Origin of the sequence: Sabulicella rubraurantiaca, assembly GCF_017355885.1 — a bacterium.
GTDB classification, from domain to species: domain Bacteria; phylum Pseudomonadota; class Alphaproteobacteria; order Acetobacterales; family Acetobacteraceae; genus Roseococcus; species Roseococcus rubraurantiacus.
In genome coordinates this window covers 61,585-74,477 of record NZ_JAFEUU010000014.1, presented here as the reverse complement: position 1 = coordinate 74,477, position 12,893 = coordinate 61,585, and the positions used below count along the sequence as shown (strand labels likewise).

General features: G+C 70.7%; 12 protein-coding genes. 1 reads left to right on the top strand and 11 read right to left on the bottom strand.

Going from position 1 to position 12,893, the window contains the following annotated elements; genetic code table 11:
- Position 1: 1 nt before the first annotated feature.
- The 4 genes from sucC to zapE all read right to left on the bottom strand — a co-directional run bounded on the left by sucC (position 2) and on the right by zapE (position 4,112).
- Positions 2-1,195 (bottom strand): ADP-forming succinate--CoA ligase subunit beta, encoded by a 1,194-nt coding sequence (gene sucC / locus JTJ31_RS19600; protein WP_207540434.1) that lies wholly within the window; start codon positions 1,193-1,195, stop codon positions 2-4.
- 31 nt (positions 1,196-1,226) lie between these two features.
- Positions 1,227-2,180, bottom strand: coding sequence for a malate dehydrogenase (gene mdh, locus JTJ31_RS19595; RefSeq protein ID WP_207540433.1), 954 nt, complete (start codon positions 2,178-2,180; stop codon positions 1,227-1,229).
- Between the two features lie 152 nt (positions 2,181-2,332).
- A complete protein-coding gene (locus tag JTJ31_RS19590) occupies positions 2,333-2,890 on the bottom strand; it encodes a hypothetical protein (protein ID WP_207540432.1) in 558 nt (185 codons plus the stop codon).
- Positions 2,891-2,939: 49 nt separating this feature from the next.
- Positions 2,940-4,112, bottom strand: a complete 1,173-nt coding sequence (zapE, locus tag JTJ31_RS19585; RefSeq protein WP_207540431.1) for a cell division protein ZapE — start codon at positions 4,110-4,112, stop codon at positions 2,940-2,942.
- 112 nt (positions 4,113-4,224) lie between these two features.
- Between zapE and JTJ31_RS19580 the strand changes: the two genes are divergently transcribed.
- Positions 4,225-5,256, top strand: a complete 1,032-nt coding sequence (locus JTJ31_RS19580) for an aspartate-semialdehyde dehydrogenase (RefSeq protein WP_207540430.1) — start codon at positions 4,225-4,227, stop codon at positions 5,254-5,256.
- Between the two features lie 312 nt (positions 5,257-5,568).
- Here JTJ31_RS19580 and JTJ31_RS19575 read toward each other — a convergent pair whose 3' ends face one another.
- Genes JTJ31_RS19575 through JTJ31_RS19545 form a run of 7 tightly spaced genes read right to left on the bottom strand, consistent with a single transcriptional unit; the run spans position 5,569 to position 12,797 of the window.
- On the bottom strand, positions 5,569-6,087 hold the full coding sequence (locus JTJ31_RS19575) for an NADH-quinone oxidoreductase subunit B family protein (protein WP_207540429.1): 519 nt from the start codon (positions 6,085-6,087) through the stop codon (positions 5,569-5,571).
- Entirely contained in the window at positions 6,087-6,449 is a 363-nt protein-coding gene (locus tag JTJ31_RS19570; RefSeq protein WP_328805777.1) for a glyoxalase superfamily protein, read from the bottom strand. Before JTJ31_RS19570 ends, JTJ31_RS19575 begins: the two co-directional genes overlap by 1 nt.
- Positions 6,446-7,840 carry a hydrogenase large subunit gene (locus JTJ31_RS19565; protein WP_207540428.1) on the bottom strand — a complete coding sequence of 465 codons (1,395 nt, stop codon included), beginning with the start codon at positions 7,838-7,840 and terminating at the stop codon, positions 6,446-6,448. The genes JTJ31_RS19570 and JTJ31_RS19565 overlap by 4 nt, the downstream gene beginning before the upstream one ends.
- On the bottom strand, positions 7,837-9,252 hold the full coding sequence (locus JTJ31_RS19560; protein ID WP_328805776.1) for a proton-conducting transporter transmembrane domain-containing protein: 1,416 nt from the start codon (positions 9,250-9,252) through the stop codon (positions 7,837-7,839). The genes JTJ31_RS19565 and JTJ31_RS19560 overlap by 4 nt, the downstream gene beginning before the upstream one ends.
- A gap of 1 nt (position 9,253) precedes the next feature.
- Positions 9,254-9,913 carry a hydrogenase-4 component E gene (locus tag JTJ31_RS19555; protein ID WP_207540427.1) on the bottom strand — a complete coding sequence of 220 codons (660 nt, stop codon included), beginning with the start codon at positions 9,911-9,913 and terminating at the stop codon, positions 9,254-9,256.
- Positions 9,913-10,875 (bottom strand): respiratory chain complex I subunit 1 family protein, encoded by a 963-nt coding sequence (locus JTJ31_RS19550; RefSeq protein WP_207540426.1) that lies wholly within the window; start codon positions 10,873-10,875, stop codon positions 9,913-9,915. The genes JTJ31_RS19555 and JTJ31_RS19550 overlap by 1 nt, the downstream gene beginning before the upstream one ends.
- The gene (locus tag JTJ31_RS19545) at positions 10,872-12,797 is read right to left on the bottom strand and encodes a proton-conducting transporter transmembrane domain-containing protein (RefSeq protein WP_207540425.1); all 1,926 of its coding nucleotides are present in this window, start codon (positions 12,795-12,797) and stop codon (positions 10,872-10,874) included. The genes JTJ31_RS19550 and JTJ31_RS19545 overlap by 4 nt, the downstream gene beginning before the upstream one ends.
- Positions 12,798-12,893 lie beyond the last annotated feature (96 nt).

The following is a 12,893-nucleotide window of genomic DNA, read 5'->3' as shown; positions in this document are numbered from 1 at the left end:
GTCAGGCGCCCTTCACGGCGGCGACGGCCTTCTGGGCAGCGTCGGCCAGGTTGTCGGCGGGGATGATCTTCAGCCCGCTCTCGGCCAGGATCTTCTTGCCCAGCTCCACGTTCGTGCCTTCGAGCCGCACCACCAGGGGAACCTTGAGGTCGAGGTTCTTGGAGGCGGCGACGATGCCCTCGGCGATCATGTCGCACTTGGCGATGCCGCCGAAGATGTTGACCAGGATGCCCTTCACGTTGGCGTCCGAGGTGATGATGCGGAACGCCTCCGTCACCCGCGCCGCATCCGCCGTGCCGCCCACGTCGAGGAAGTTGGCGGGCGAGGAGCCGTAGAGCTTGATGATGTCCATGGTCGCCATGGCGAGGCCGGCGCCGTTCACCATGCAGCCGATCTCGCCATCCAGCGCCACGTAGTTCAGCTCATGCGTGACGGCGTCCAGCTCCTTCGGGTCCATCTCGCTGTCGTCGCGCAGCGCTTCCAGGTCCTTGTGGCGGAACAGCGCGTTGTCGTCGAAGGACACCTTGGCGTCGAGCGCCACGACCTCGCCACCCTTGGTGACGACGAGCGGGTTCACCTCGACGATGGCGCAGTCCAGCTCGACATAGGCGCGGTACATCGCCTCGACAAACTTGACGAAGGAATTGACCTGCTTGCCCTCGAGGCCAAGGGCGAAGGCCAGCTTGCGGCCGTGCCAGCCGGAGATGCCGGTGGCCGGGTCCACATGAACCTTGAGGATCTTCTCCGGCTGGTGCTCGGCGACCTCCTCGATCTCCATGCCGCCCTCGGTGGAGGCCATGATAACGACGCGGGAGGTCTCGCGGTCCAGCAGCAGGGAGAGGTAGAGCTCGCGTGCGATGTCGCAGCCCGCCTCGACATAGACGCGGGACACGAGCTTGCCCTCGGGCCCGGTCTGCTTGGTGACGAGGACGTGGCCGATCATCGCCTCGGCGGCCGCACGCGCCTCCTCCGGCGACTTGGCGAGGCGGACGCCGCCCTTGCCGTTCGGGTCGTCCTTGAAGCGGCCGGCGCCGCGGCCGCCCGCGTGGATCTGCGACTTCACTACGTAGATCGGGCCGGGCAGCTTGCGCGCCGCCGCCTCGGCCTCCTCGGCCGTCCAGGCGACGTGGCCGTCCAGCACCGCCACGCCGTAGCGGCGCAGCAGTTCCTTGCCCTGGTATTCATGGATGTTCATGGCTGGTTTCCTGCTGCGCCTCGGGGATGGATCAGACGCCGAGCTTCTTGAAGTCCTCGATCAGCTTCTTCACCGCGTCGCAGGACTTGTCGAAGGCCGCCTTCTCCTCCGGCGTGAACTGCACCTCGACGATGCGCTCCGCGCCGCCCGCGCCGATCACCACCGGCACGCCGACGTAGAAATCCTTCAGCCCGTACTCGCCATTCAGCATCACGGCGCAGGGCAGGACGCGCTTCTTGTCCTTGAGGTAGGCCTCGGCCATCTGCACCGCCGACGCCGCCGGGGCGTAGAAGGCGGAACCCTTCTCCAGCAGCTTCACGATCTCGCCGCCGCCATTGGCGGTGCGGTTCACGATCGCGTCGATCTTCTCCTGCGTGGTCCAGCCCATCTTCACCAGGTCGGGCACGGGGATGCCGGCGACGGTGGAGTAGCGGGTGAGCGGCACCATCGTGTCGCCATGGCCGCCCAGCACGAAGGCGGTCACGTCCTCGACCGAGACGTTGAACTCCTGCGCCAGGAACAGGCGGAAGCGCGCGGAATCCAGCACGCCGGCCATGCCGACCACCTTGTGCGCGGGCAGGCCCGACTTCTGCTGCAGCGCCCAGACCATGACGTCGAGCGGGTTGGTGATGCAGATCACGAAGGCGTCAGGGGCATACTGCTTGATGCCCTCGGCCACCTGGCCCATCACGCCGGCATTCTTGGTGAGCAGGTCATCGCGGCTCATGCCCGGCATGCGGGGGAAGCCGGCGGTGACGATGATCACGTCGGCGCCCGCGATGGCGCTGTAGTCGCTGCCGCCGGACATGGCGCTGTCGAACCCGTCCACCGGGCCGGATTGCATGATGTCGAGCGCCTTGCCCGCCGCCACGCCGCCGAACACGTCGAACAGGACGACGTCGCCCAGCTCCTTCAGGCCGATCAGGTGGGCGAGGGTGCCGCCGATGTTGCCGGCGCCGATGAGGGCGATCTTCTTGCGGGCCATTGCGCGTCCTTCGCTGGTGGCTTTGCCGAAATGCGCGGCATCCGTAGCCCCACCCGGCCATTCGGGCAAGGCGGGCGCCCCACCCGGCGCGCAGACATGAAAAAGGGGCGCCGGAGCGCCCCTTTCCGTGACGTCGCGACCCTGCTCGTTTCTCAGAGCGGGACGCAGCGGATCACGTCGGTGTGGCCCAGCGCCATCGTGGCCATGGTGCCATCCGGGCAGGAAGTCTGCGCCATGGTCATGGGAGGGAGGTCGCTTCCCCAGCGGAAGGACACGTTGCGAGGCTGCGCGGCGGCAACCGGAGAACAGACGCGACGCCCACCACGCATGGTGCAGGTGGCCATGGCGGTCTGGCGCAGCCCCTGCGGCGCGGCGGCCTGGTGGCGGCTATAGGGCACCGGCGCGAAACTGCGGCCCCGCTGCGCGAACTGGGCGTAGCCGCGCGGCGCGGCAGCCTGGTGCGCGTTGGTGCGGCCGTACCGCGCCTGCACCTGGCGCGGGGACACGTGCCGCACGGAAGAGGCTGCAGGGCGCGCAGCGGCGCGGGCCGGAGCGGCGGCAGGGCGGGAAGCGGTGCGCACGGGAGCAGCAACAGGCCGGCTTGGTTTCTGGGATTGCACCGCGCCGCGCGCGTCCCCACGCGCCTCGGCCATCGTTGGAATCCCCGCAAGCAGGCACAGGCCGACAAGGCCCCCGAAGAGCATCCGCATGAAACCCCCTATTTCCCCAGTCTCTTTCCCGTGTTGCGGCTTATTTCAATCAGGGCAGGTGAGGCAACCCCAAATATTCCTGACTCTGCATTTCCATGAGACGTGATGCAGTTCGCTCAAACATCGCGGCATTTTCGCCACGTTCGTAGAGCCGATCCGGCTCTGCTTCCGCACTCGCAACGAGCTTGCAACGATGCTCGTAGAGCGCGTCCACCAGCGTGATGAAGCGCCGCGCCTTGTCGAAATTCTCGGGGCCGAGACGCGGGATTCCATCCAGCACGAGTGTGTGGAAATGCGTCGCGATGGCGAGATAGTCGGCAGGGCCGAGATACGCGCCGCACGCCGCGTCGAAATCCATGCGCGCCACGCCGCGCTCCGCTTGCGGCACCTCCACCGCACGACCCAGCACGGTCAGCGTGCATGGCGTTCCATGCGGCATTCCCGCGAGCTCCGCGAAGGCGGCATCCAGCGCGCGCTCGGCCCGCGCATCGGCAGGGAAGTGCCAGGTGGGCAGGCCGCGGATGCGCTCGCGCCGGTAATCCTGCTGCGCCTGAAGATGCAGCACCTCCACGTGCTGCTTGATCAGCGCGATGAAGGGAAGGAAGGCATCGCGTCCGGGCTTGCCCTTGAACAGATCGTCGGGCGCCGTGTTGCTGGTCGCGACCACCACGACGCCGCGCGCGAACAGCGCCTCGAACAGGCGCCCGAGGATCATCGCGTCGGTGATGTCATGCACCTGGAACTCGTCGAAGCAGAGCAGCGCTGCCTCGGCGGTGATGGAATCCGCGAGCGCCGGGATCGGGTCGTCGGCGCCCGGGTTCGCCTTCTTCCAGCGATGGATGCGCTGGTGCGCCTGCTGCATGAAGGCGTGGAAGTGGATGCGCTTCTTGCGCGGCACCTCCGCCGTCTCGAAGAACAGGTCCATCAGCATGGACTTGCCGCGCCCCACCGCGCCGACGAGGTAGAGCCCCTCCGGCACATCCTCCGGCGGCGCGAGGTCGCCCGAGCCGCGCTTGCCGAAGAGCCGCCCCAAGAGCCCCGTGGGCTTCGGGGCCGGGGCGGCCGGGCTGGGGTCGTAGCCGCGCAGGGCTTGCCACAGGGCCTGCAGATGCTCCGCCGCCTGGGCCTGGGCCGGATCGTGACGCAGCACCCCGGCGGCGACGCGGGCGCGGTAAAGGGCGAGCGGACCGGCGGAGCGGGCCTCGGGCGGGGCGGAATCCATGCGCCCCGGGGGATAGACCCGGCGGCCCCGCGGCTCAACCGGGCGGATTGCTGGACGCGCGAAGGCCAGGGGCGTAAAGGAGGCGCCCTCTTGTCAAGTGGAGCTTTGGGTCATGGGCTACAGGGTCGCGGTCGTCGGCGCCACCGGTGCGGTGGGGCGCGAGATGCTGAAGACGCTGGCCGAGCGCAATTTCCCCGCCAGCGAGGTCGTCGCGCTGGCCAGCGGGCGTTCGGCCGGCCAGCAGGTCTCCTTCGGCGAGAAGCAGATCCTGACGGTCAAAAACCTGGAGACCTTCGACTTCACGGGCACCGATATCGGCCTGTTCTCGCCGGGCGCCTCCGTCTCGGCGATCCACGCACCGCGCGCCGCCTCCCAGGGCTGCGTGGTCATCGACAACACCAGCCATTTCCGGATGGAGCCGGACGTGCCGCTGGTGGTGCCTGAGGTGAACCCGCAGGCCATCGCCGGCTTTCGCAAGCGGGGCATCATCGCCAACCCCAACTGCTCGACCATCCAGATGGTGGTGGCGCTGAAGCCGCTGCACGCCATCAGCCGCATCAAGCGCGTGGTGGTCGCCACCTACCAGAGCGTCTCCGGCGCGGGGAAGGAGGCGATGGATGAGCTGTTCAACCAGACCAAGGGTTCCTTCGTGAACGACGCTCCCACCGTGGAGCAGTTCACCAAGCCCATCGCCTTCAACTGCATCCCGCACATCGACAAGTTCATGGAGGACGGGTTCACGAAGGAAGAGTGGAAGATGGCGGTGGAGACGAGGAAGATCCTCGATCCCGACATCGCCGTGGTCGCCACCGCCGTGCGCGTGCCGGTCTTCGTCGGCCATTCCGAGGCCGTCCACGTGGAATTCGAGGGGCCGATCTCCGTCGCCCAGGCCCAGGCAGCGCTGCGCGACGCACCGGGCCTCCAGCTCGTCGACCGGCGTGAGGATGGCGGCTACGTCACCCAGCTGGACGCGGCGGGCGAGGATGCGGTCTTCGTGTCGCGGCTCCGCAAGGACCCGACGGTGCCGCACGGCCTCGCCTTCTGGTGCGTGGGCGACAACCTCCGCAAGGGCGCAGCGCTGAACGCCGTGCAGATCGCGGAGGAGCTGGTGCGCCAGGGGCTGCTGCAGAAGCAGGCGGCTTGATTTCCAGCCCCGCGGCGTCCTGCCGCGGGGCTTTTCCAATCCAAAGGCGTGTTCCACGGGCCACAGCGTGGGACTCAATCCCTGATCTGCTGAATTCCAGAGCATATTAGGCACATTTGGGGCGGCTGAAACGAAGACCACCTTGCCCCTCGCTTCCTCCTACAATGCCGGCAGCCTGCGCGCCACGGAGAATCCCTGGGGCTTGGTGCAGACGCGGCGCGGCGATGGCTCCTTCCACGCCGATGAGTTCTGCGCCTTCCTGGTCGATGCGCTGGCGGTGCTGTGCGGCGCCCGAGGTGGAGACGCCGAGCCTCAGCGCCCTGCTTCGATGAGGGCCAGGAGGCCTTCGAGGATCTGCGACGGAGTGGGCGGGCAGCCGGGGATCATGAGGTCCACCGGCACCGCCTGGGTCACCCCGCCCTCCACGGCGTAGGAGCCCTTGAACACGCCGCCATCCACCGCGCAGTCACCGATCGCCACCACCCAGCACGGCTCTGGGGTGGCGGCGCGGGTGCGCTCCAGTGCCACGCGGAGGTTGCGCGTCAGCGGGCCGGCGACGAGCAGCACGTCGGCATGACGCGGGCTGGCGACGAAGCGCAGCCCCAGCCGCTCCAGGTCGTGCACCACGTTCTCCGTGGCGTTCAGCTCCAGCTCGCACCCGTTGCAGGAGCCGGAATCCACGTGGCGCAGGGAGAGCGAACGGCCGAGGCGCCGCTGGGCGGCGGCGTCCATGCGCGCGCGCAGTGCCGCCACGATCTCCGGCGACGGGCGCGGCGCGGGGTTGGTGAGCGGGCGGGAGACGAGGTTCCTCGCAAGGCGGGGCCAGAGCATCACGCCTCCTTTGGCGAGAAGAAATGCAGGCGGTTGCCGAAGGGGTCGGTCACGCGCATCGCGCGCTCGCCCCAGGGCATGTCCTCCACGGATGGCCGCGCCCAGGATCGCGGCGCCAGCGAGGCGTGGAGCGCATCCACGTCGTCGCAATGGAGGCGCAGCGCGCTGCCCGGCGTGGCGTCGCCATGGTGCATGGACAGGTGCAGCGCCACGCCATCGCGCGAGATCTGGGCGTAGAGCGGCAGGTCCGGCTCGAAGCGGTGCTCCCAATCCCAGCGGAAGCCGAGCCACTCCACATAGAAGCCCCGCGCCAATTCGGCGTCGAAGATGCGGAGGATGGGCACCAGGCCGCGCAGCGTCACAGGTCGCACCCCGAGTAGGAGCCGTTGAAGCTTTTGTTGATCAGCGGGAAGTCGGCGACGATGTTGCCGATCACCGCCGCCTCCAGCAGCGGCCAGTGCAGCCAGGACGGGTCGCGCAGGAAGGCGGCCTCGATCAGCCCGCCATCATCCAGGCGCAGCCAGGCGAGGCATTCGCCGCGGAACCCCTCGGCCAGTGCCACCGCCTCGCCGCCGCGCTGCGGCAGGGGGATGGTGACGGGGCCGGATGGCAGGGCGGAAAGGATGGCGTCCAGCAGGGCCAGGGAGTGCAGCGCCTCGTCATGGCGCTGGCGCCAGCGTGCATCCACGTCGCCCCCGGTGCGCAACGGTACGGTGATCGGACCGTCCAGCAGGCGCGCGTCGAAGGGGCGGCCCGCGGAGCGCCCGACCACGCCGCCCGGCGCGAAGGCGGCAACCAGGGCCGGCGGGATGATGCCCGTGCCCATCATCCGGTCCTGCAGGGAGGCGTGGCCTTCGTAGATCGCCAGCAGCCCCGGCAACTCGCGCCCAATCTCCGCGAGGACCGTGCGCAGCCGGTCCAGCGAGGCATCCTCCGGGTCCAGGGCGACGCCGCCGGGAATGATGCGGTCCATCATCAGCCGGTGGCCGAAGCATTGCGCCAGCACACGCAGCAGCGCCTCGCGTAGCAGGCCGAACTGGGCGCTGAGCGGGGTGAAGGCGGCATCCTTGGCGAGGAAGCCCATGTCGTTCAGGTGGTTATGCAGCCGCTCCAGCTCCAGCATCGCGGCGCGCAGCGCCACAGCGCGGGGCGGCAGCTCGGCGCCGCTGGCGGACTCCGCCGCGCGGGCAAAGGCGATGGAATGGGCGACCGTCGTGTCGCCGGACAGGCGGGCGGCGAAGCGCATCGCGGCGCGGGGCGACTTGCCGAGCATCAGCGCCAGCACGCCCTTGTGCTTGTAGCCGAGCCGCGCCTCCAGCCGCACGATCGTCTCGCCCTGGACGTGGAATCGGAAATGCCCGGCCTCGATCACCCCGGCATGGATGGGGCCGACCGGGATGCGGTGGATGCCCTCGCCTTCCACCGGCAGGAACTCGGGCAGTTCCTGCACGGGCGAGTGCCGGGAGGCGCTGCGCGAGAGCGGGGCCCGAATGGGCCAGAGGCCATGGTCCAGCCAGGGGCGAAGATCGGCAGCGCCTTCCGCCTCCAGCCCCCACAGGTCGCGGATGGAGCGCTCGAACCAGGCGGCGGCCGGAAAGCGCGGCGACAGGGCCGGGTATTGGCCGGTTTCCGCCGGAAGCGTCGCGGTTTGGACCGCCGGGGTTTCGGGGTCGAGGAAGGCGGCATGGACGCGCCCCGGCTCGGCCCAGAGGGCCAGGAAGTCGTATCCCTCGAAGGAAGACCAGTCGCTCATCCCAGGAGCCTCGCGGCGTCGCGGAACAGGGCGGCAAGCGGCTCCGGCAGGGCGAAGCCCAGCACGGCGGCGAGCAGCAGATGCGCCCAGAGCGGCAGCAGCGTCGCCACCCCGGCCGCGGGCCCCGGATGGGGCGGGCCGAAACCCATGCGCTGCATGGCGGCGAGGATCGCCAGCCCGGCCACCAGCAGCCCGACGAGCAGGGGCAAGAGGAGCCATGGCGCCTCACGCCCCGCCGTCGCCGCCATCAGCAATTCGGAAACAAAGAGCGCGAAGGGCGGCAGCCCCGCCAGCCCGGCCATGGCGAAGATCAGCCCCCAGCCCAGCGCGGGGTGCGAGCGGGCAAGGCCGGAGATGTCGGCGATGGCCTGGCTGCCGCGAAGCTGGGCCGCGCGGCCCAGGGCGAAGAAGGCGGCGGATTTCAGCAGGGCATGGCCGCAGAGATGCACCATCCCCGCCATGTGCCCCGCCGGCCCGCCCAAGCCGAAGGCGAAGGCGGACAGCCCCAGATGCTCGATGGAGGACCAGCCGAACAGCCGCTTCGCATCGCGCCGCCGCCACAGCGACAGCGAGGCGAGCAGCAGCGAGGCCAGGCCGGCAGCGATGAGGAAGGGTCCCGGTGCGATCGCCGCGTCATGGGCGTTCACGATGGCGAGGCCGCGCAGGATGCCGAGCATGGCGCAGTTCAGCAGCAGCCCGGACAGCACGGCGGCGATGGGGGTCGGCCCCTCGGCATGGGCGTCGGGGAGCCAGGAATGCAGCGGCACCAGCCCCGCCTTGGTGCCGAACCCCACCAGCAGGAACAGGAAGGCGAGGTTGAGCAGCCCCGCCTCGGTGCGCGGCGCGGCCGCAAGGATGGCGGCGAAGGACAGGCGTCGCACCTCCTCCACCAAAGGCTGCGCCGCCATGGCAAGCAGGATGACGCCGAACAGCGCCAGCGCGATGCCGATGCCGCAGAGGATGAAGAACTTCCACGCCGCTTCCATGGCAGCAGGGGTGCGGCGCATCCCGACCACGAGGATGCAGAGCAGCGTCGCCGCCTCGATCGCCACCCACATCAGCCCGAGATTATCGGCCAGCAGCGCCAGCATCTGCGCCGCGACGAAGCCCTGGAAGCAGGCGTGGTAGAGGCGCGTGGCGCCGGTGTCGAAGCCCTCCGCGCGGATGTCGTCGAAGGAAAAGATGGCGGTGGACAGGCCGACCAGCGCCGCCACCAGCACGAGCGGCCGGTTCAGCGCATCCGCCGCCAGCCACGCCCCTTCGGGCCCCGGCTCGACGAGAAGCAGTCCCACGGCCAAGAGCAGCGTCAGCGCCGCCGCCGCGACGTTCAGCGCCGCGGCCCGCGCCGGCCAGGCCGCGAGCAGTGCCGCGGCGGCGAGGGGCAGCAGGACCAGGGCAAGGGGAAGCGTCACCTCAGCGTCCCCGATGCGGGTCGAGCAGAGCGGTGTCGAGGCTGCCCCAGCGCCCGTGGATCTGCCGCGCGAGCACCCCGGCCAGCAGCGCGATCACCAGCACGAGGCCGGCGGTCGAGATCTCCACCACGAAGGGCATGCCCACGACGCCCGTGGCGACGAGGACGAGGCCATTCTCCAACGTCATCAGCCCCACCACCTGCGCCAGCGCCAACCGCCGCGTCGCCATGATGACGAGACCGATCAGCAGCAGCGACAGCGCCACGGCGAGATCCTCGCGCAGCATGGCGCGGGCGCCGGCGGTCACCGGCAGCGCCACCAGCAGCGACAGCCCCACCAGGGCGAGGCCGAGCACCAGGGAGAGCGCGACGGGCGCATCCTCCACCTTCGCCTCGGGCGGCCATTGGCGCAGCAGGCGGCGCAGCACCAGCGGGATCGCCACCCCCTTGGCCGCGAGGGCGATCAGCCCCGTCACGTAGAGCGAGGGCGCACCCTGCACATGGCCCTGCCACAGCGCGGCCAGGCCGAGCAGCACGCCTTGCGCCGCGAGCGCCGTGACCAGCGCCTGGAGGCGGCGCTGGTAGAGCATCACGAAGGAGCAGAGCAGCATCGCTCCGCCCAGCAGATGCGCAACATCGTAGGGAAGCTGGCCGAACCCCATCAGGCGAGTCCCGTCGAGACGAAGAGCAGCGCGGCGGCAAGCAGCGCGAGCAGCAGCGCCCCGCCCAGGAATTCCGGCACGCGGAAGACGCGCATCTTGCTGATGGCGCTCTCGAAGGCGGCCAGCGCGAAGGCCAGCAGCCCCAGCTTGCCGAGCCACAGCGCCAGACCCTTGAGCCACAGCAGCGGCCCCGACCCGGCGGGCGCCATGCCGAACGGCACAAAGACCGCCAGCAGCAGCGAGAGCCAGAGCAGCAGCTTCAGCGCCGCCTGCATCTCCCACAGGGCGAGGTGACGGCCGGAGGCTTCGAGGATCATCGCCTCATGCACCATGGTCAGTTCCAGGTGGGTTGCGGGGTTGTCCACCGGGATGCGGGCATTCTCCGCCAGGGCGACGGCCACCAGCGCCAGTGCGGCGAAGAGCAGGGAAACGCGCAGCCCCACCTGCCCTTCGCGGAAGATCGCGGCGATGCCGTCCAGCGCCGTGGTTCCCGCCAGGATCGCGAGGGACAGGATGCAAAGCAGCAGCGCCGGCTCGGCAAAGGCGGCGAAGGCCAGTTCGCGCGAGGCGCCCATGCCGCCGAAGCCATTGCCCGCATCGAACCCGGCCAGGGCGAGCGCGGCGCGCCCCACCGCCACAAGCCCCGCGATCAGCACAAGATCGGACAGGGCGGAAAGCGTCATCCCACCCGCGAAGGAGGGGACCAGCAGCACCGCCAGCAGCGTCGCCGCCAGCGCCACGTAGGGCGCCGCGAGCGTGACGGGCGAGGCGTGGATCGCCAGGATGGGCCGCTTCCGCAGGAGGCGCATGAGATCGCGCCAGGGCTGCATCAGTGGGGGGCCGCGCCGCCCCATCAACCGCGCCTTGAGCCATCGCACCAGCCCAACCAGCATCGGCGCCACGGCCAGCATCAGCGCCGCGTGCAGCAGCAGCGCCACGAAGCCGCCGATTGCCGCGATCATGGCAGGCGCTCCAGCACCGCGAGCAGGGCGAGAAGCGCCACCAGCGTCAGCAGGGAAAGCGCGACGAAGCCGCGCAGGGGGAGGTCGCGCAGCCTTTCGGCCTCGCGCGCCAGGGTGCGGCGCAGCCGGGTGAGCGGCCCGATCAGGGCCGGGAAGGCACGGTCGCGCATGGCAAGGCGCAGCCGCGCCGGAGCCGGGCTGCCGGGGGTTGCGGCGTCATGGCGCTCGGCGACCGCCATGGGGACGCCGCCCAGCATCCGGCGCAGGGGCTGCGCAGCCCCTGCGGCGCTGGGCTGGGTCAGCACGTCGCCGAAGGGCAGGTGCGCCGGTGCCGGGCCGAAGCCGCAATCCCAGGCTGGGCCGGTCGCGGGTGCCTCGGGCGACAAGTGCCGCATCGCGAGGAAGCCCAGGCCCAGCAGAAGCGCCAGCACCAGGATCACGGCAACGGGGCTCAGCAGCGCCGCCCCGTCGGGCAGGAGGAGGGTGAGGCCGGAGGCGGGGGGCTGCGCCACGGGCCCCAGCAGCTGACGCACCGCCCCGCCCGCAAGCAACAGGGCCGGGCCGGCCAGCACGGAAAGCAGCACGAGGAAGCCGCCCGGCAGGAGCAGGGCAAGCCGCATCAGCCCCGTCGCCTCGCCGGCTCCGGCGGCGCGTGGGGTGCGCGGCCTCCCCAGGAACACCGTCCCGGCGAGGCGCAGCATCGCGGCGGCGGCCAGCGCCGCGGCCATGCCGGCAGCGGCCAGTGCCGCGGCGCCGAGGAGTTGGAACGACATCTCGGCCAGGCGCCAGGATTGCAGCAGTGACTGCAAGAGCAGCCATTCGGAGGAGAAGCCGGCGAAGGGCGGCAGCGCGGCGGCGGAGGCGGCGGCAATGCCCATCAGCCCCGCCACCCAGGGCATGCGATGGATCAGCCCGCCCAGCCGGTCCGGGTCGCGCGTGCCGGCCAGCGTCGCCACCGCGCCGGCGCCAAGAAAGAGCAGCGTCTTGAAGCAGGCATGCACCAGCGCGTGCAGCAGCAGCGCCGAAAGGGCGAGGGCGGCGAGAGGACGGAGGTCGCTGCCGCGGAACATCAGGCAGAGGCCCAGGGCGATCGCGAGCAGCCCGACATTCTCCAGCGTCGAGCAGGCGAGCACCGCCTTCATGTCCGCTTCGAGATTGGCGCGGATCGCACCCCACAGCGCCGTCACGGCGCCCAGCACCAGGAAGGGCACGCCCCACCAGGCGGGCTGCGCGGGCCCGGCGAGGTCCACCGTGACGCGCAGCAGCACGTAAAGCGCAATCTTCACCATGGCCGCCGACATGAGCGCCGACAGGGCGGTAGGAGCGGCCGGGTGCGCCACGGGCAGCCAGGGGTGCAGCGGCACCAGCCCCGCCTTGCTTCCCGCCCCCAGCAGGACGAGGCCCAGCAGCAGCGTGGCGCGCAGCCCCTCGGGCGGGGCAGCGCGGATCGCGTCGAAGCCGAAGCCCGAGGGGGCGAGGGCCGCCACCATCCCCAGCAGCGCCACGCCCGAGACGGTCGCGAAGCCGAGATAGAGCCGCGCCGCACGGCGGTGCCCCCCGGCGGCGATGATCCCCCAGGACAGGAGCGACATCGCCTCGAAGCCCAGCAGCAGCGTCACCGTGTCCGCCGCGAGCAGCACCAGCGCCATGGAAAGCAGGAAGGGGGGCAGCAGCAGGGCCTGGGCGCGGGAAAGCCCCGAAGCGGCAGCGAAGAGGGCGGCGGGAAGCCCGGCGGCGCCGAGGACCAGGAGAAACCAGCCGGAAAGCGGGTCGAGAGCCAGGGACATCGCGCCCCAGGGCGGGCCGAACGGCAGCGCAACCGGGCCGAAGCCGCCCACGGCCAGCACCCAGGCCGCCGTGAGCAGCCCCAGCGCCGCCAGCGCGGCCGAGGCGAGCGCCGCCCCCATCCCCATCCCGACCATGGGCGCGAGCCTACCGGGGGGAAGGCCGAAGGGCGAGAGGGCCGCTGGCCTTCCCTGTCACACGGCGTTAAAGATCGTGACGGGGGCTCCACTCGA

Excerpts from the sequence above, each read along its gene's own strand:
- sucC (WP_207540434.1), bottom strand. The coding sequence starts at position 1,195 with ATGAACATCCATGAATACCAGGGCAAGGAACTGCTGCGCCGCTACGGC.
- mdh (WP_207540433.1), bottom strand. The coding sequence starts at position 2,180 with ATGGCCCGCAAGAAGATCGCCCTCATCGGCGCCGGCAACATCGGCGGC.
- JTJ31_RS19590 (WP_207540432.1), bottom strand. The coding sequence starts at position 2,890 with ATGCGGATGCTCTTCGGGGGCCTTGTCGGCCTGTGCCTGCTTGCGGGG.
- zapE (WP_207540431.1), bottom strand. The coding sequence starts at position 4,112 with ATGGATTCCGCCCCGCCCGAGGCCCGCTCCGCCGGTCCGCTCGCCCTT.
- JTJ31_RS19580 (WP_207540430.1), top strand. The coding sequence starts at position 4,225 with ATGGGCTACAGGGTCGCGGTCGTCGGCGCCACCGGTGCGGTGGGGCGC.
- JTJ31_RS19575 (WP_207540429.1), bottom strand. The coding sequence starts at position 6,087 with ATGCTCTGGCCCCGCCTTGCGAGGAACCTCGTCTCCCGCCCGCTCACC.
- JTJ31_RS19565 (WP_207540428.1), bottom strand. The coding sequence starts at position 7,840 with ATGAGCGACTGGTCTTCCTTCGAGGGATACGACTTCCTGGCCCTCTGG.
- JTJ31_RS19555 (WP_207540427.1), bottom strand. The coding sequence starts at position 9,913 with ATGGGGTTCGGCCAGCTTCCCTACGATGTTGCGCATCTGCTGGGCGGA.
- JTJ31_RS19550 (WP_207540426.1), bottom strand. The coding sequence starts at position 10,875 with ATGATCGCGGCAATCGGCGGCTTCGTGGCGCTGCTGCTGCACGCGGCG.
- JTJ31_RS19545 (WP_207540425.1), bottom strand. The coding sequence starts at position 12,797 with ATGGTCGGGATGGGGATGGGGGCGGCGCTCGCCTCGGCCGCGCTGGCG.